Here is a 16717-nt window from a genome sequence, read left to right on the forward strand (position 1 = left end):
CAGAGAAGTTAAGCCTGATCACGCCGATGGTACTGCGTAACAGTGGGAGAGTAGGTAGTCGCCGTTTTTTTCAGAGAGTTCATCCCCTCGGGTCAGAAGACACGAGGGGATGACTTGTTTTTGGGTATAAGCTAAGAGGGACATGCGCTTGGAGAAGCGGGGATCACTTATTTGCATTATATCTTTTTTACTTTGATTAATCTTTTATATAAAAGAAAGAATCTTTTAGTTAAAACAAAAGCCGGCTGTGAGTGTTTTAATGGTAGAGTTCGATTTTTAGCAATTAAAAGATGTGAAATATGGTGACACTATACAATAAGTTACTATTTTTGCCACGAAAATCGAAAAGAGAGTTTATCCATAAAAATAGAACGATGAAAACTTCTGTAAAATTCATATTGATGTTTGTTCTACTGATGCTATCCTTTAGCATAAGTGGCAATGCATTGAATATTATGGAATGCTCTCATAACCCAGTTACTTCTTGCCAGGTTTCATCTTCTTCTTTGGATGCTAATTACTCTTATCGGTGTGGTAGCGATTTTGCCGGTTTTGATAAATCGCAAACTTTGTCTGTCTCCGATGTTGAATTAGGTTTCAAACCTGTTTCTGAAACATATTCTTCTACTAATAATCTCCGTCTTCGTCGAATTCTTGAGGATTCTGACCTTTTTAATGACACAATGCGTAAATTGTGCCTGTTGAGAGAGAATTTGTTGGTATTAGACCAAAGTAAATCTTATTATTCGGATAAGGATCCACATTATGCGTCCATAAGCTGTCACTACTACATCTTTGCTTTAAGACGTATCCTTATTTAAATTCCCAATCTTATATACTCGCTGTGTTTGACAATGCAGCCTCATTTTTAGCATGAGGCTGTAGGGGGCGGACTGCGGTGTGTCTAATCGTATTTACTTTAATTCTTAATAACAAATTCTTTAACAAAAAAAACTTTATTATGGAAACTACTCAAAAAAAGTCGACTAAGATTGTAGGTATCAAGAATGCCGGATTGGTTATTATCTGCTGTTTCATTATAGCAGTGTGTATCTATCATTTCATTTTGGGAAATCCCACGAACTTTATGAACAATGATCCTAACAATCACCCACTTCCGGGAAACTTTATGGGGACTATTTACAAAGGTGGAGTGATTGTGCCTGTTATTCAAACTTTATTGCTGACTGTATTGGCATTGAGCATTGAACGTTATTTTGCTCTTCGCTCTGCTTTCGGTAGAGGTTCTTTGGTTAAATTCGTTTCTAACATCAAGGATGCCTTATCGGCAGGAGATCTTCGTAAGGCGCAGGAAGTTTGTGACAAACAGCGTGGTTCTGTAGCAAATGTCGTTACTTCTACATTGCGGAAGTACGAAGAAATGGAGAATGATTCTTCTCTTTCGAAAGATCAGAAACTGCTTGCTATCCAAAAAGAACTGGAAGAAGCTACTGCGCTTGAACTTCCGATGATGGAACAGAATCTTCCGATTATCGGTACGATCACCACATTGGGTACTTTGATGGGATTGCTTGGTACGGTTATTGGTATGATCCGTTCGTTTGCCGCTTTGGCTGCCGGTGGTTCTGCCGACTCAATGGCTCTTTCACAAGGTATCTCTGAAGCTTTGATTAATACAGCTTTCGGTATCCTTACCGGTGCGTTGGCAGTTATCTCTTATAACTACTATACAAACAAAATCGATAAGTTGACTTACAGCCTTGACGAGGTAGGCTTCTCTATTGTGCAGACTTTTGCAGCTACTCATAAATAATCTGGAATCCACTAAATTCTGACAATAATGGGCAGAGCGAAAATTAAAAAGAAAAGTACGTTCATCGACATGACGGCGATGAGTGACGTTACGGTACTGTTGCTTACCTTCTTTATGTTAACTTCTACATTTGTGAAGAAAGAGCCAGTACAAGTGACTACACCCGCCTCAGTTTCGGAAATTAAGATTCCGGAAAAGAATATCCTTCAGATATTGGTTGATCCGAACGGAAAGATATTTATGAGTATGGACAAGCAGTCCGACTTGAAAGCGGTATTGGAGAGCATGGGACAGGAATATGGCGTCACATTCACTCCGGAACAGGAAAAGAAATTCATGTTGGCATCCACTTTCGGAGTGCCGATGAAAAACATGAAAACTTATCTTGACTTGCCGACTGAAAAGCAGGATGCAGTACTGAAGAACGAAGGTATTCCTTGTGATAGTCTTGATAATCAGTTTAAGTCATGGGTGCGTAATGCACGTGCTGTGAATTCTGATTTGCGTATTGCGATCAAGGCTGATGCGGATACTCCTTATTCTGTGATTAAAAATGTTATGAATTCACTTCAGGACCTCAGGGAGAATCGGTATAACCTGATTACTTCTCTGAAAACGACTTCTGAAAACTAAAAACGAACAACTATGAGTGCTGAAGTACAAGAAAGCGGTAAAAAGAAGGGGAATAGCAAACAGAAGAAGATGACGGTTCGCGTAGACTTTACGCCTATGGTGGATATGAATATGTTGTTGATCACTTTCTTTATGCTTTGTACCTCGTTGAGCAAACCTCAGACGATGGAGATAAGCATGCCGAGCAATGATAAAAACATCACCGAAGAACAGCAAAGCAAGGTGAAAGCTTCACAGGCAATCACGCTCTTGTTGGGACCCGATGACAAACTATATTATTATGAAGGAGAACCCAACTACAAGGATTATACTTCTCTGAAAGAGACGTCGTATAAACCGGATGGATTACGGGCAATACTTCTGAAGAAGAATGCTGCTGCTGTCAGACAGGTAAATGATCTGAAACAGAAGAAGCTGGAACTTAAGATATCAGACGATGAATTTACGAAGCAACTTTCCGAAATAAAGAGTGGAAAGGATACGCCTACAGTCATCATCAAGGCGATGGATAATGCATCGTATGCAAATCTGATTGACGCTCTCGATGAAATGCAGATATGTAATATTGGTAAATATGTGATAACGGACATTGCCGAAGCTGACGAATTTCTGGTGAAGAATTTTGAAAGTAAGGGTGAGCTTTCACAGAATATTGCCGAATAAAATGTAACACCAAAAAATAGAAAATTAAAATGGCAAAAATAGATTTAACTTCTTTTGAATGGTGTGAGCTGATTTTTAAAGGCAAAAATAAAGCTTATGGTGCGTATAAAATGCGTGCTGATTCACCCAAACGTCACAATGTGGCAATGGTTATTGTGTTGATAATCGCCTTAGTGGGCTTTAGTCTTCCGACTTTAATCAAGATGGCCACTCCGAAGCAAAAAGAGGTAATGACGGAAGTCACCACCTTGTCGCAATTGGAGGAGCCTGAAATAAAGCAGGAAGAGATGAAGAGAGTAGAACCGGTGGCACCACCCCCGCCTGCTTTGAAGAGTTCTATCAAGTTTACCGCTCCAGTCATTAAAAAAGATGAGGAGGTACATGAGGATGATGAGATTAAAAGCCAGGAAGAACTCACACAAACCAAAGTCGCTATATCCATTGCCGACGTGAAGGGTAACGATGAAGCAAACGGTAAGGATATTGCCGATTTGAAACAAGTGGTTACTCAGGCAGAGCCGGCCGAAGAAAAAGTTTTCGATATGGTAGAACAGATGCCTACATTCCCCGGTGGAACCACAGAATTGATGAGGTATATCGGTGAACATCTGAAATACCCTACCATTGCTGCCGAGAATGGTACACAAGGAAAGGTGATCTGTCGTTTTGTGGTTGGTAAGGATGGACAGGTGCGGGATGTAACTATCGCACGTTCATTGGATCCATATTGCGACAAGGAAGCCATACGTGTTATCAAATCGATGCCTAAATGGATTCCCGGAAAACAGAACGGTAAGGCCGTGGCAGTAAATTTCACAGTTCCTATTGTCTTTAAACTACAGTAATTATGACTAAGAAACAATTCTGGCTAATCAGTGCCTGGTCTTTGATTGTATTATCTGCTTGTAATTCAAAACCCAAGGACGGACTGACGGATACTTATACGTCGGGAGTAATAGCTATTACCGCTGACGAAAGTTTTCAACCCATTGTTCAAGAGGAAATCGATGTATTCGAGGGATTATTTCCTTTGGCCGGAATTGTTCCCCGTTATACTACTGAGGTAGACGCTATCAATCAGCTTCTGAAGGATAGTGTGCGTCTGGCTATTACCACTCGTACATTGACTCCCGAAGAGATGAATTCTTTCCACAGCCGGAAATTCTTCCCTCGGGAAATAAAGCTGGCTACTGACGGATTAGCCCTGATTGTCAACAGGCAAAATACAGATACCCTGATTTCAGTGCGTGATATCCGGCGTATTCTGACAGGAAGGGTACATGCATGGAAAGAGCTTTATCCTACCTCAAAGCTGGGTGATATCCAACTCGTATTTGATAATAAGAACTCAAGCACGGTACGTTTTGCAGTTGACTCCATCTGCAAAGGAGCTCCTTTATCCGATAAAGATGTAAAGGCTCTGAGGACAAATCAGCAAGTGATTGATTACGTAGCACGTACACCCGATGCTATCGGAGTGATTGGCGTCAATTGGCTTGGAAACCGGAGTGATACCACAAACTTGTCTTTCCGTGATGAGATTAGAGTGATGTCAGTAAGTGCAGACGATATAGCTACCCCGCAGAACAGTTACAAGCCCTATCAAGCTTATCTGTATTACGGAAACTATCCGTTAGCACGCCCTATTTATGTATTACTGAACGATCCCCGTAATGCACTGCCCTGGGGATTCGCTTCTTTTCTCACTTCTGATAGAGGGCAGCGGATTATATTAAAGTCCGGACTCGTTCCGGCTACCCAGCCGGTTCGTATTGTGGACGTGAAAGACGAATAATAACTAAAATTGAATTACAATGAAACGATTTCAACTGTTTTTAGTAGGAGCATTTGTAGCAGCCGGTCCGCTTTTTGCGCAATCGGCGGATGCTGATTGGCACAGCGAGGTTGCCAAAGTAAAAGAATTGATTCAGACCAACCCGGCGCAGGCTTCCGAAGAAGCCGCACAGTTGCTGAAAGGGAAAAATAAAAAAAATACCGATCTTCTGACTGCTATTGGTCAGGCATATCTGGAAGCTGGTAAAATTAGTGAAGCGGAAACTTATGCCGCTCTTGGACAAAAGGCTGACAGCAAATCGGCTGCGGTATCGGTGCTGCAAGGCGATATAGCCGTAGCTAAGAAAGATGCCGGAAAAGCTTGTCAGCTTTACGAACAGGCTATCTATTTCGATCCTAATTATAAAGAGGCCTATTTGAAATTCGCTGATGTGTATAAGGCTGCCAGCCCACAACTTGCCATAGAGAAACTGGAACAGCTGAAGAGCATTGATCTTTCGAGTGTTGCTGCCGATAAGAAACTGGCTGAAATTTATTATTTGAATAATAAGTTTGATAAAGCGGCTGAAGCTTATGCCCGATTCATCAATACTCCGGAAGCAACGGAAGATGATTTGACGAAGTACTCTTTTGCGCTCTTTTTGAACCATGATTTTGAGAAGTCGCTACAGATAGCTCTGATGGGATTGCAGAAGAATCCGCGTGATGCCGCATTCAACCGTTTGGCTATGTATAACTATACCGACTTGAAACGCTATGATGAAGCTATGAAAGCAGCAGATGCTTTCTTTAAAGAGTCTGATAAGGCCGATTTTTCTTATCTTGACTATATGTATTTCGGCCATTTGCTTAATGCTGTGAAAAAGTATGATCAAGCGGTGGATGCTTATATGCAGGCAATCACACTCGATCCGAGTAAAACAGATTTGTGGCGTGAAGTCTCTTCTTCTTATGAATTGAACAATGAATTTACAAAGGCGATAGAAGCCTATAAAAAATATAGCGAATCGTTGAGTGCCGATAAGCGCACCCCTGACGTACAGTTCCAGATTGGAAAGCTTTATTACGAAAAGGGTACGCAATCGGATACATTGACGGTTTCTTTAGATGAGCGGAGGGCTGCTCTTCTCTCTGCCGATTCTATTTTTACTGAAATTGCTACAGTGGCTCCGGATAGTTATTTGGGTAACTTCTGGAGGGCACGCACCAATTCTGCGTTAGATCCGGAAACCACTCAGGGATTGGCTAAACCTTATTATGAAGAGGTAGCCACATTCTTGGTTGACAAAAACGATCCGAGATATAACTCTGCACTGATTGAGTGTTACAGTTATCTGGGATATTATTATCTGGTGGCTAACAAACTTCCTGAATCTAAGGAGTATTGGAATAAAATTCTGGCTATAGACCCCGCTAATGCTACTGCTAAACGTGCATTGGATGGCATCAAATAGTAATAATTTTAGTTGTTTGTCGTGTGGGAGGAGTGGAGAGTGATTCTTAGCTCCTCCTTTTTTATAGTGCTTTCCGCTACCTTTGCTTAATTATAAGTCTGCTTGTTTTTCACCTTATTATATTTAGTGAGACATATGCTTCTCAGTTTTTGCGTTGATCTTATTCTCTTCTTTGTATATATAAAATGTGTTTCTTTATAGTGTTGATTATAAGAATTGTATAAGAAAGTTTGAAAAAATATTGCTGAATTTGTTGTAGTATTCATATATTTGTCTACTTTTGCGGTGTACTATTATACTAATACACATAAACTCATAAATAAATGAAGATGATTACAGCAGAAAATCTTTCTTTTTTTTATCGTAAATCGAAGCGTGCCGTATTGCATGACTTCTCTCTGTCACTTGAGAAGGGTAGAGTTTACGGATTGCTCGGCAAAAATGGTGCAGGTAAATCTACACTACTCTATCTCATGAGTGGTCTACTCACACCCAAAAGTGGTCGTGTGCTTTATCACGGTACTGATGTGCGCCGTCGCCTGCCGGTTACATTGCAGGATATGTTCCTGGTTCCTGAAGAGTTTGACCTTCCCCCTGTTTCGCTAATTAGCTATGTAGAGTTAAACAGTCCGTTTTACCCTCGTTTCAGTAAAGAGGATATGGTGAAATATCTGCACTATTTTGAGATGGATATCAATATTGATCTGGGAGCGCTTTCTATGGGGCAGAAGAAGAAAGTGTTCATGAGCTTTGCGCTTGCTACAAATACGTCTTTACTATTGATGGATGAGCCGACCAATGGACTGGACATTCCGGGTAAGAGCCAGTTCCGGAAGTTTATAGCTTCGGGTATGACAGATGATAAAACGATCTTGATTTCTACACATCAGGTGCGTGACATTGATAAGGTGTTGGACCATGTGCTGATTATGGACAATAGCCGGGTGCTACTGAACGAATCTGTAATGGGCATTTGTGATAAACTGCTTTTTACTGAGAGTGACGACCGGACATTGCTTCAATCTTCTTTATATTCCGCTCCGTCTATTCAAGGTAATTTCTTGCTTCTGCCTAATGAATCGGGCGAGGATTCGGAGATCAATCTTGAATTACTTTTTAACGCTACCTTGGCAGTTCCCGAAAGGATATCTGCATTGTTCCACACTAAACAAACAGAATTATGATAAGAGATACTTTTTTCAGCCAAACACGTTTTATGAATCTCTGCCGTAAAGAGATGATCGAGAACTGGAAGTCAAATCTGCTCCGTGTCGCGTTGATGTATGGTGCCATGGCGGCGATAATGATATGGAATGGATATTTAAGTTATCGGGCCAGTCAGGATAGCGATATAACCTGGAGTTTTAATCTGATGATTTTTATATGGGGGCTTTGGGTGTTTGGTTGCCTGAGTGCTTCGTTCACGATGGAAAGGATGAAATCGAAAACAGGGCGGCTCTCTGTACTTATGACTCCTGCCACTTCGTTTGAAAAATTCTTTTCCCGCTGGCTGGTATTTACGGTTGTTTTCTTAATCGTTTTTCTGATTACCTATAAGCTGGCGGATTATACAAAGATATTGGTGTATTCGTTAGCTTATCCGGAGAATGATGCGATTGCGGTTACTCCGCTGTCTCATTTGTTTGGTGATAATACAGGTTATTATACGGTGTTCAGGCATACCTATACGTTTGTATTGATGATAGCAGGCTATTTTTTCTTTCAGTCTTGTTTTGTATTAGGGAGTACTGTCTGGCCTAAGAATTCTTTTGTCAAAACATTTTCAGCAGGAATGATTATTTTTATTGCCTATGTGTTAATTGTTGGCGGATTTGCTAAATTGATATGGTCGGATCACATAAACTTCAATCCGGATATTAGTGAGGAAGCAGCTTTTGGTTGTCTTTCAGCAATAGCAATACTCTTTACACTGGTCAATTGGACACTTTCGTATTTCCGTTTCAAGGAATCTGAGATTATTAATCGAATGTAACAAACTCTTACGTTTATGAATTTTAAAGAGAGTAAAGCCATTTATCTGCAAATAGCAGATCGAATCTGTGATGAGATACTTCTCGGGCAGTATCAGGAGGAGGAACGTATTCCTTCCGTAAGGGAGTATGCAGCTATAGTAGAGGTAAATGCCAATACGGCCATGCGCTCGTTCGACTATCTTCAGTCGCAGAATATCATTTACAATAAACGAGGTATCGGTTATTTTGTTTCCGCCGGTGCCAAAGATCTGATTCTTTCACTTCGCCGGGAGACCTTCTTGAAGGATGAACTTGAGCACGTATTTCGTCAACTCTACACACTGGGAGTTTCGGATGAAGAGCTGCTGGTTATGTATCGTAACTTTATGATGAAACAAAAATAAAAAAATAGAATCTTATGAAACGTACTACATATATATTTATTGGCATACTTGCTTCGGTACTCGTGATACTAATGGCAGGTGTCGTTTATATTTCTTTCCAAAAGTTTGATAGAGACTCATACATACTTACTTTTTCGGATAAGTTGCTTCAAACAGAGTTTTCCGGTGTTCGTGCCGTAAAAGTTTATGCAAGTGATACGCGTCATGCATGGCTGGAACAGGCTTGCGTGAATGTAGTGCCATCTACTGATGGGAAAACAAGATTATTTAGTCCGGAATCTGAATATCTGAAAATCAGTCAGGATGCGGATACTTTGGTGATTTGCCTGGATTTGACTAATTATGATCTTCCTGAACAGAAAAAGAAATGTCTTATTCCGGGGTTGCAGGCTAAAGGATTACAGCTTACTATAGAAGCGGATGCTAATCTGGCTTTTCTGACCAATACCATTCGTGGATTGCGTACGAATATAAACGGGATAAAAACAGACTCTTTGGCTACGTATATCCAAAGTGGGGAAGTACGTTTAGATTCTTGTGAGATTCGCGCTCTCTATGTTGATGGTGATGGCGTGACATTTAATGCTCATCAATCGATAATTCCCTATCTTTATTTGGATCTGGATGGCGTCAGAAACTGGGGTGTCCATGAATGTACAATTGGTACTGAACACTTGACAGGTAGTGAGACTTATCATCGTAATGAGCTCCAGAAAGGGGAATGCAAGAAGATGATTTGGACTCCTAAGAAGGAGGATGCCGTGCTGCATGTGACGATGAAGGAAAAAGGGTGTTTAGTACTTCAAGACGAATAAAAAAGGCATTGCTTCTCGGGCTTTGAGAAGTTTGAGTGGATAGATTGTATATCAGGAAGAAAAGGATGTAGCAAAAGAACTGTTTAGTTTATTGTTGCATCTTTTTTTGTTATCAGAAGTGGAAAGCTATACTTTCTGTTACATACTTACCATTTATGCAGTAAACTATTATGGGGCTAAATGCGATAGTAATGGCGTGTTTTTGGAGTGGTAAGGCATTGGAGTATTTTGCCGTTTTGGAGAGATTTAATGAAACGAATGAAATGATCTTGTTCGATAGATGAGAAGAATGATTATATTTGCAATATTTGTTTTTGTTAATCTAAAAAATATCCTATATGACACGACATAAAAACTTATTGATATTATTTTTTTGTAGCATGTGTATTTCTGTTGCAGGTCAGCCATGTGCAGTAAAAAGCCTTGTGCCCGATACTCCATCTAAAGCTCCGGATTACTTTTGTACGTGGAATTTGCAAGGCTATGTGGTCAGCTATAAAAGTACTGAACTAACCAGAGCCGCCATGACTGAAGACTATTTATTTGGAGATGGACCCTATCAGAATTGGGTAGATTGTTATCCTGCTATCCGGAAAGATCTTTATTTTGTAATGGACGATTCATGGGATATACCGAAAGGCGTTAATGATTCACCAAATCCTTATTTAGGAACTGTAGAACTTAGTCCGGATCGCTTCCCGTCTTTTGGTGGAGATGACGTGGAACGTTTAAGGCAGCTATCCTTAAAAATCAAAAGCAAAGGCTGGAAAGGTATTGGTGGATGGATTTGTGCTCAGAAGGCAGAAAAGTATGCCGATATTCCTGAGGAAGAATATTGGAAACGGAGGATAAAGGTAGCTAATGAAGCAGGTTTTGATTATTGGAAAGTGGATTGGGGGAAAGAGGATAGGAATGGAGAATGGAGAAAAAGATTAACTTCTATGGGCAAACGGTATGCTCCTCATTTATATATAGAACATGCTTTGCGGAATGAGTTTATTGAATTTAGCGATGTCTTTCGGACGTATGATGTAGAAAACATTACGGCGCAGCCGATTACTATTCAGCGTATTTGTGATCTATTACCTTATAAGACCGTTAATGGGGCAAAAGGAATTATCAACTGTGAAGATGAACCTTATATTGCAGTGGGGCTGGGTTGTGCTATTGGTGTGATGCGTCATTCGTTTGCAGGAACTTTGCCGGATGGGACACAGGATTTTGTATTTCCACCGACCGGGCGTGATATAAAGCGACGTTTGGATGAAGTAGTACGTGGAGTCAGATGGCATCGGATAGCAGTACCTTTCTCAGTAGGAAATACAGCTTATGCTATTGATAGCGTGAAGCTTACTGATCATTGGACGCTATGGGAGAACGAAACCTGGAATAAAGGACGTAAGGTTGGTACGGACGTGATAGCTGAAGCACCGGCACGGGTCGCCCGGGGAATGGGATTGCCGGAAGTTTCCGGGGCTCCTCTGGAAGTTCGTCCATTTGTGCTGGCGTCCCGTTATCCCAATGGTGCTGTAGCTGTTGTTACAATAGGGCGTAATTTGGGGCGTGAATATGTAACAGAAGAAGTTGTAGTGACCGTATCTATTGATCGTTGGGATGTGCCTGTCGGTTTACTGGGGTATTTCAAAGAGGTGACGATGGTATTTCCTTCCTCAATAGAAAAGGAGAATCGTACGGTATATGCACAGGATTTGGCAGGAGAAACTCCGGTGGACATTACTTCCAAAATTGTAATTAAGGGGAATCGTTTGACAATACCGGGGGATGTAATCCGACAAATGGGACTCATGAATGCTTCTGAGGGAGATTGTTCTGATCCGGGGATGGTACTAAGAATAATGTAGCTATTGGTGACTGTCTTAAAGTTGGTACTTAATGATAAAACGGTAATCCCTAAGATTTTAGGTATGAATCCTCTATGATCCCTTTGGTTCTGATATAAAATCAAGAAAGGCTGATAATTTATTAATTATCAGCCTTTCTCTTCTATTTAGTTGCGGAGGCCTGACTCGAACAGACGACCTTTGGGTTATGAGCCCAACGAGCTACCAACTGCTCCACTCCGCGATGTTTCTGTTTTGTGAGTGCAAAGGTACGGCTTTTATTTGAACTACCAAATATTTCGATATTTATTTTTCGATAAAAATGTTGTTTTTATGCTATGTTGCTGGAAATCAGCGATGACCTGTTTTACTTTTTTTCATAGTGCTTTCAGGTACAATTGTTAATAATTTATTTATTTTCTTGTGTGGACGAAAGAAAAGAATTACTTTTGCACAAATAATTCAGCAATGTGCAATTAACCTATGACCGTATCAAAAACAAAAGCCAAGTTAGTAGACGTTGCCCGTCAGCTTTTCGCCAAGATGGGCGTGGAGAATACTACAATGAATGATATCGCTCTTGCTTCTAAAAAGGGTAGGCGTACGCTCTATACCTATTTTAAAAGTAAGGATGAAATCTATTTGGCTGTTGTAGAGTCTGAACTGGATATTCTGTCGGATATGATGAAGCGTGTGGCAGATAAAGATATCTCTCCTGATAAAAAAATTATAGAGATGATCTACACGCGACTGGATGCAGTAAAAGAGGTGGTTTATCGTAACGGAACACTCCGTGCCAACTTCTTCAGAGATATTTGGCGGGTGGAGAAAGTCCGCAAAAGGTTTGATGCAAAAGAAATGCAACTTTTCAAAAGTGTGCTGAAGGAAGGACAAGACAAAGGGGTGTTCCATATAGACGATGTGGAAATGACCGCTGCGTTGGTACATTACTGCGTAAAAGGCATCGAGGTGCCATATATTCGAGGACATATCGGGGCGAACCTGGATATGGAAACCCGAAAAAGATATGTTGCCAACATCGTGTTTGGTGCACTACATAGAACAAAAATTAATCAATAATTTAAATTTAGTATGGGATTATTAGATGGAAAAACAGCCATTGTGACCGGTGCGGCTCGTGGTATTGGTAAAGCTATTGCTTTGAAGTTCGCTTCTGAAGGAGCAAATATCGCATTTACAGATCTTGTTATCGACGAAAATGCACAGAACACAGCGAGAGAAATCGAGGCAATGGGTGTAAAAGCTAAAGGATATGCTTCGAATGCTGCCAATTTTGAAGATACTGCAAAGGTGGTAGAAGAGATTCATAAAGATTTTGGACGTATTGATATTCTGGTTAACAATGCAGGCATTACTCGTGACGGATTGATGATGCGTATGAGTGAACAGCAGTGGGATATGGTTATCAACGTAAACCTGAAATCTGCTTTCAACTTTGTTCATGCTTGTACACCGATTATGATGCGTCAGAAAGCAGGAAGCATTATTAACATGGCGTCAGTGGTAGGAGTTCATGGTAATGCGGGACAGTCTAACTATTCAGCTTCAAAAGCCGGTATGATTGGTTTGGCTAAATCTATCGCACAGGAGCTTGGCTCTCGTGGTATTCGTGCCAATGCCATTGCTCCCGGATTTATAATCACTGATATGACAGCCGGCCTTTCGGAAGAAGTGAAAACTGAATGGGCTAAGAAAATTCCATTGCGCCGTGGCGGTACTCCTGAAGATGTGGCCAATGTGGCTACTTTCCTTGCTTCTGATATGTCTTCTTATGTATCAGGACAAGTGATCCAGGTTGATGGTGGTATGAATATGTAATATTCGGTATGACCGTTGTATACGAAGACAATCATATTATAGTAGTTAACAAGACCGCTTCCGAAATCGTTCAGGGAGACAAAACGGGTGATACTCCTCTTTCAGAAACAGTTAAGCAATATCTGAAAGATAAATATCAGAAGCCCGGAAATGTCTTTATCGGTGTAACCCATCGGCTGGACCGCCCCGTGAGCGGTCTTGTTATTTTTGCGAAAACCAGTAAGGCCTTATCCCGGCTGAATGAGATGTTCAAGAACAGTGAGGTCAGAAAGACCTATTGGGCTGTTGTGAAAAATTGCCCGAAGCAACCTGAAGGTGAACTGATACATTATCTGGTACGTAACGAAAAACAGAATAAGAGTTATGCTTATGATAAGGAGGTTCCCAATAGTAAGAAAGCAATTCTGAGCTATAAGCTTATCGGCCGTTCGGATAATTACTTCCTGCTTGAGGTCGACCTTAAGACCGGACGTCATCATCAGATTCGTTGCCAACTGGCAAAGATGGGATGCCCTATTAAAGGTGATTTGAAGTATGGTTCTCCACGTTCCAATCCGGATGGAAGTATCTGTCTGCATGCCAGGCATGTACGTTTTGTTCATCCGGTATCCAAAGAATTGATAGAACTCGATGCTCCTGTGCCGGATAGTAATTTGTGGCATGGGTTTGAAATAGATATATAGCAAAAAAGCCATTCCCTGAATAGACGAAGTAGGAATGGCTTTTTTGTTGTAGTGTGCTTACTATTATTCGGCAAACTGTGCAAATGCTCCTGGTGCTGCGACCGTTGTAGCAGTTGTATCAGCTACTTCTTTTTTAGGCTCGGTTTTCACAGTGTCTTTGACCTCTTTCTTTTGATCTTTTTTCACCGGATCCTGTGCCATGGCAAAGAATGATCCACAAGCAAACATAAACATAGCTACTACTAAAACTAACTTTTTCATAATTATTGCTTTTTAAAAGTTTTGATTGTCTGTTTTTTTAATTTCATGTTAAGGTCTAGGTTAAAAACCATCACAAACAAACATAAACATTGCTACTACTATAAAACTAACTCCTTAGTTTTATTTTCATTTGGTTAAACACTTGTACAGAGTATTTTCCAAATGCTGTGCCAGAAAGGAAGGCTCTGATGTAACCGGTTGATTTGCAGTATGCTAAAAAAAAGATAAAGATGAAGGATAGTGTAGAACACTGTGGAAAGTGTGGAATGGGGTGTGGAAATATTCCACACCTTGCTGTTCGTTAAAGATCGATTCCGTATAGTTTCAATTTATTATATAATGTTTTGCGGTCAATATCAAGTAATTGCGCGGCGCGACTTTTATTGTTGCCTGTCTGTCGCAACGCCTCCATTATATGCTCTTTTTCGGTATCCTCATCCCGCAATGCCATTTTGGGAGTTGAGGGTTGCGTCTCCTGTATCTCATTTCCCAGTTCTGTGAGACCAATAAAACTACCTTGTGCGAGCAGTGTGGCACGTTTGATTATATTCTTCATCTGTCTCAGGTTGCCGGGCCAGTGATATTCAAGAAGTGCTTTTGAAGCGTTGGCATCGAAGCCGATAAGTTGCTTGTCAAGTTCTTTATTAGCTTGGTCGAGGAAGAAGTTGGCAAAAAGAAGGATATCTTCTCCACGTTCTTTCAGCGTAGGCATTCGCAAAGTGAATTCATTAATCCGATGATATAGATCTTCACGGAATGTTCCTTTTTCGATAGCTTGTTCCAAATTTTCATTGGTTGCAGATACCAGACGGATATCGACTGTTATTTCTGTATTTGAACCAACAGGACGTATTTTACGTTCCTGTAATGCACGAAGAAGTTGAATTTGTATTTCGTAACTGAGGTTACCTATTTCATCAAGAAAAATGGTACCTCCGTTTGCTGCTACAAATGCACCGGTTTTGTCAGAGAGTGCTCCGGTAAAAGAACCTTTGATGTGTCCGAAAAACTCAGAAGCAGCCAATTCCTTGGGGATAGAGCCACAATCGATAGCGATAAACGGTTTGTCGCAACGTTTGCTTAACTGATGAATACGGTGAGCTACATATTCCTTACCGGTTCCGCTGGCACCGTTGATCAGGACTGACATGTTAGTGGGAGCTACCAGGCTGACATAATTATAAAGTTGTTTGGCCGCATCGCTTTCTCCTTCCAGGTAGGAATGGGATTCCCGTTTGGTTTTGGGACTTTTACCATGTGGGGCTACCTGTGGAAGAGGGGATTCTTTAACTTGAAGGGCTTCAGTTATTTTTTTGAGCAGTTCTTCAGGATTGACCGGTTTGGCAATATAATCTTGTGCGCCCAATTTCATGGCTTGTACTGCTGATTGGATGTCTGCATATCCTGTCATGATAATCAATGGGATATGAAGTTCTTTATCACCCATCCATTTCAGTAGATGGATGCCATCGTGGTCGGGAAGTCGCAAGTCGGAAAGAATCAGATCTGTCGGTTGTGCATCGATGTGCTTTTGCGCACGTGCAATGTTACTTACCGATGATACATTAAACCCTTTTTTGCCTAACCAGGTTTTTAGCATCATTCCGAACGTAATATCATCTTCAACTATCAGTATGGATCTCATGATGTTAGCTTTTGCCTCTTTTTGTGAGCTACAAAGGTAAGAGGTTTTGAGGTAAAGTCGTATATTTGCAGACTTAAATTAAATAAAAGCGTTATGAGAAAGAATTTTTGGATATTATTAATTATACTGGTTTGCGGTGCAGTAGCTTGTAAACCGGGACAAAAGAAAAATGGAAACATGGAAAAAGAAACTGTATTGAAAATTGAGACCTCTTTAGGAGATATCAAAGTGAAATTGTATAATGAGACTCCAAAACACAGAGATAATTTTATTAAATTGGCTGAAGACGGAACGTATAATGGGACGCTGTTTCATCGCGTAATAAAAGACTTTATGGTGCAAGCCGGTGATCCGGAATCGAAAAATGCTCCGAAGGGCAAGATGTTAGGTTCGGGTGATGTCGGCTATACAGTTCCGGCAGAGTTTGTATATCCTAAATATTTCCATAAGAAAGGTGCCTTGTCTGCTGCTCGTCAGGGCGATGAAGTAAATCCTAATAAGGAGTCATCCGGCTGTCAGTTCTATATTGTTACCGGAAAAGTGTTCAGTGATTCGACTCTTCTGAATATGGAACAGCAGAAGAATCAGAATAAAGTGACTGAGGCTTTTAATGCTTTAGCACAGAAACATATGAAAGAAATCTATAAAATGCGTAAGGCTAATGATCAGGATGGACTTTTCGCTTTACAAGATACTTTGTTTATACAGGCTGAGGCTGAAGCTGCCAAACAACCGGATTTTCATTTTACTCCTGAGCAGATAAAAGCTTATACTACCATCGGAGGTACTCCGCATTTGGATGGTGAATATACGGTTTTTGGAGAAGTTATAGAAGGTATGGATGTTGTTGATAAAATTCAGCAGGTAAAAACAGACCGCAGTGACCGTCCGGAAGAAGATGTGAAGATTATCAACGTTTCTGTTATCGAATAAATATG

At 40.7% G+C, this 16717-nt stretch carries 18 protein-coding genes and 1 tRNA gene; 16 read left to right on the forward strand and 3 right to left on the reverse strand.

The annotated features are described in order from the left end of the window. Positions 1-374: 374 nt before the first annotated feature. The 12 genes from JZY04_RS19270 (at position 375) to JZY04_RS19325 (ending at position 11372) form a co-directional block, all read left to right on the forward strand. Positions 375-821, forward strand: a complete 447-nt coding sequence (locus JZY04_RS19270; protein ID WP_080783769.1) for a hypothetical protein — start codon at positions 375-377, stop codon at positions 819-821. Between the two features lie 140 nt (positions 822-961). Continuing rightward, positions 962-1774, forward strand: a complete 813-nt coding sequence (locus JZY04_RS19275; protein ID WP_005783005.1) for a MotA/TolQ/ExbB proton channel family protein — start codon at positions 962-964, stop codon at positions 1772-1774. Between the two features lie 27 nt (positions 1775-1801). Beyond that, positions 1802-2407 (forward strand): biopolymer transporter ExbD, encoded by a 606-nt coding sequence (locus JZY04_RS19280; protein ID WP_005783007.1) that lies wholly within the window; start codon positions 1802-1804, stop codon positions 2405-2407. A 12-nt stretch (positions 2408-2419) separates the two neighbouring features. Further along, positions 2420-3070 carry a biopolymer transporter ExbD gene (locus tag JZY04_RS19285; RefSeq protein ID WP_005783009.1) on the forward strand — a complete coding sequence of 217 codons (651 nt, stop codon included), beginning with the start codon at positions 2420-2422 and terminating at the stop codon, positions 3068-3070. A 29-nt stretch (positions 3071-3099) separates the two neighbouring features. Continuing rightward, complete coding sequence (locus JZY04_RS19290) at positions 3100-3915, forward strand: energy transducer TonB (RefSeq protein ID WP_005783011.1); 816 nt, start codon at positions 3100-3102, stop codon at positions 3913-3915. Positions 3916-3917: 2 nt separating this feature from the next. Continuing rightward, complete coding sequence (locus tag JZY04_RS19295; protein WP_032542134.1) at positions 3918-4865, forward strand: PstS family phosphate ABC transporter substrate-binding protein; 948 nt, start codon at positions 3918-3920, stop codon at positions 4863-4865. 19 nt (positions 4866-4884) lie between these two features. Then, a complete protein-coding gene (locus JZY04_RS19300; protein ID WP_122143578.1) occupies positions 4885-6318 on the forward strand; it encodes a tetratricopeptide repeat protein in 1434 nt (477 codons plus the stop codon). 329 nt (positions 6319-6647) lie between these two features. After that, the gene (locus JZY04_RS19305) at positions 6648-7502 is read left to right on the forward strand and encodes an ATP-binding cassette domain-containing protein (RefSeq protein WP_032541064.1); all 855 of its coding nucleotides are present in this window, start codon (positions 6648-6650) and stop codon (positions 7500-7502) included. Next, entirely contained in the window at positions 7499-8311 is an 813-nt protein-coding gene (locus JZY04_RS19310) for a hypothetical protein (protein ID WP_122143580.1), read from the forward strand. The genes JZY04_RS19305 and JZY04_RS19310 overlap by 4 nt, the downstream gene beginning before the upstream one ends. A gap of 15 nt (positions 8312-8326) precedes the next feature. Then, positions 8327-8695: a GntR family transcriptional regulator gene (locus tag JZY04_RS19315; RefSeq protein WP_005811098.1), complete on the forward strand. Its 369-nt coding sequence runs from the start codon at positions 8327-8329 to the stop codon at positions 8693-8695. Positions 8696-8709: 14 nt separating this feature from the next. After that, positions 8710-9510, forward strand: coding sequence for a hypothetical protein (locus JZY04_RS19320; protein WP_122143581.1), 801 nt, complete (start codon positions 8710-8712; stop codon positions 9508-9510). A 338-nt stretch (positions 9511-9848) separates the two neighbouring features. After that, positions 9849-11372, forward strand: coding sequence for a hypothetical protein (locus JZY04_RS19325; RefSeq protein WP_122143582.1), 1524 nt, complete (start codon positions 9849-9851; stop codon positions 11370-11372). Positions 11373-11522: 150 nt separating this feature from the next. On the opposite strand, the gene JZY04_RS19330 is transcribed toward JZY04_RS19325, so the two are convergent. Continuing rightward, a tRNA-Met gene (locus JZY04_RS19330) sits at positions 11523-11595 on the reverse strand. 239 nt (positions 11596-11834) lie between these two features. On the opposite strand from JZY04_RS19330, the gene JZY04_RS19335 reads away from it, so the two are divergent. The 3 genes from JZY04_RS19335 to JZY04_RS19345 are packed head-to-tail and all read left to right on the forward strand — an operon-like array spanning position 11835 to position 13873. Next, complete coding sequence (locus tag JZY04_RS19335; protein WP_005783024.1) at positions 11835-12431, forward strand: TetR/AcrR family transcriptional regulator; 597 nt, start codon at positions 11835-11837, stop codon at positions 12429-12431. Between the two features lie 12 nt (positions 12432-12443). Continuing rightward, positions 12444-13190: a 3-oxoacyl-[acyl-carrier-protein] reductase gene (gene fabG / locus JZY04_RS19340; protein ID WP_005783025.1), complete on the forward strand. Its 747-nt coding sequence runs from the start codon at positions 12444-12446 to the stop codon at positions 13188-13190. A gap of 8 nt (positions 13191-13198) precedes the next feature. Continuing rightward, complete coding sequence (locus JZY04_RS19345) at positions 13199-13873, forward strand: RluA family pseudouridine synthase (RefSeq protein ID WP_122143583.1); 675 nt, start codon at positions 13199-13201, stop codon at positions 13871-13873. 63 nt (positions 13874-13936) lie between these two features. Here the strand turns inward: JZY04_RS19345 and JZY04_RS19350 are convergent, their stop codons facing one another. Together JZY04_RS19350 and JZY04_RS19355 are read right to left on the reverse strand one after the other, a co-directional pair. Continuing rightward, the gene (locus JZY04_RS19350; RefSeq protein WP_032543743.1) at positions 13937-14134 is read right to left on the reverse strand and encodes a hypothetical protein; all 198 of its coding nucleotides are present in this window, start codon (positions 14132-14134) and stop codon (positions 13937-13939) included. A gap of 301 nt (positions 14135-14435) precedes the next feature. Next, positions 14436-15779, reverse strand: coding sequence for a sigma-54 dependent transcriptional regulator (locus tag JZY04_RS19355; protein WP_122143584.1), 1344 nt, complete (start codon positions 15777-15779; stop codon positions 14436-14438). Positions 15780-15872: 93 nt separating this feature from the next. Here JZY04_RS19355 and JZY04_RS19360 point away from each other — a divergent pair, with 93 nt between their 5' ends. Further along, positions 15873-16712, forward strand: a complete 840-nt coding sequence (locus JZY04_RS19360) for a peptidylprolyl isomerase (protein WP_122143585.1) — start codon at positions 15873-15875, stop codon at positions 16710-16712. Positions 16713-16717 lie beyond the last annotated feature (5 nt).

The organism is Bacteroides sp. 11BF, assembly GCF_019633765.1.
Lineage (GTDB): Bacteria > Bacteroidota > Bacteroidia > Bacteroidales > Bacteroidaceae > Bacteroides > Bacteroides hominis.

What these genes read in the sequence shown, in the direction of transcription:
- JZY04_RS19270 (WP_080783769.1), top strand. Translation starts at nt 375, where the DNA reads ATGAAAACTTCTGTAAAATTCATATTGATGTTTGTTCTACTGATGCTA.
- JZY04_RS19275 (WP_005783005.1), top strand. Translation starts at nt 962, where the DNA reads ATGGAAACTACTCAAAAAAAGTCGACTAAGATTGTAGGTATCAAGAAT.
- JZY04_RS19280 (WP_005783007.1), top strand. Translation starts at nt 1,802, where the DNA reads ATGGGCAGAGCGAAAATTAAAAAGAAAAGTACGTTCATCGACATGACG.
- JZY04_RS19285 (WP_005783009.1), top strand. Translation starts at nt 2,420, where the DNA reads ATGAGTGCTGAAGTACAAGAAAGCGGTAAAAAGAAGGGGAATAGCAAA.
- JZY04_RS19290 (WP_005783011.1), top strand. Translation starts at nt 3,100, where the DNA reads ATGGCAAAAATAGATTTAACTTCTTTTGAATGGTGTGAGCTGATTTTT.
- JZY04_RS19295 (WP_032542134.1), top strand. Translation starts at nt 3,918, where the DNA reads ATGACTAAGAAACAATTCTGGCTAATCAGTGCCTGGTCTTTGATTGTA.
- JZY04_RS19300 (WP_122143578.1), top strand. Translation starts at nt 4,885, where the DNA reads ATGAAACGATTTCAACTGTTTTTAGTAGGAGCATTTGTAGCAGCCGGT.
- JZY04_RS19305 (WP_032541064.1), top strand. Translation starts at nt 6,648, where the DNA reads ATGATTACAGCAGAAAATCTTTCTTTTTTTTATCGTAAATCGAAGCGT.
- JZY04_RS19310 (WP_122143580.1), top strand. Translation starts at nt 7,499, where the DNA reads ATGATAAGAGATACTTTTTTCAGCCAAACACGTTTTATGAATCTCTGC.
- JZY04_RS19315 (WP_005811098.1), top strand. Translation starts at nt 8,327, where the DNA reads ATGAATTTTAAAGAGAGTAAAGCCATTTATCTGCAAATAGCAGATCGA.
- JZY04_RS19320 (WP_122143581.1), top strand. Translation starts at nt 8,710, where the DNA reads ATGAAACGTACTACATATATATTTATTGGCATACTTGCTTCGGTACTC.
- JZY04_RS19325 (WP_122143582.1), top strand. Translation starts at nt 9,849, where the DNA reads ATGACACGACATAAAAACTTATTGATATTATTTTTTTGTAGCATGTGT.
- JZY04_RS19335 (WP_005783024.1), top strand. Translation starts at nt 11,835, where the DNA reads ATGACCGTATCAAAAACAAAAGCCAAGTTAGTAGACGTTGCCCGTCAG.
- fabG (WP_005783025.1), top strand. Translation starts at nt 12,444, where the DNA reads ATGGGATTATTAGATGGAAAAACAGCCATTGTGACCGGTGCGGCTCGT.
- JZY04_RS19345 (WP_122143583.1), top strand. Translation starts at nt 13,199, where the DNA reads ATGACCGTTGTATACGAAGACAATCATATTATAGTAGTTAACAAGACC.
- JZY04_RS19350 (WP_032543743.1), bottom strand. Translation starts at nt 14,134, where the DNA reads ATGAAAAAGTTAGTTTTAGTAGTAGCTATGTTTATGTTTGCTTGTGGA.
- JZY04_RS19355 (WP_122143584.1), bottom strand. Translation starts at nt 15,779, where the DNA reads ATGAGATCCATACTGATAGTTGAAGATGATATTACGTTCGGAATGATG.
- JZY04_RS19360 (WP_122143585.1), top strand. Translation starts at nt 15,873, where the DNA reads ATGAGAAAGAATTTTTGGATATTATTAATTATACTGGTTTGCGGTGCA.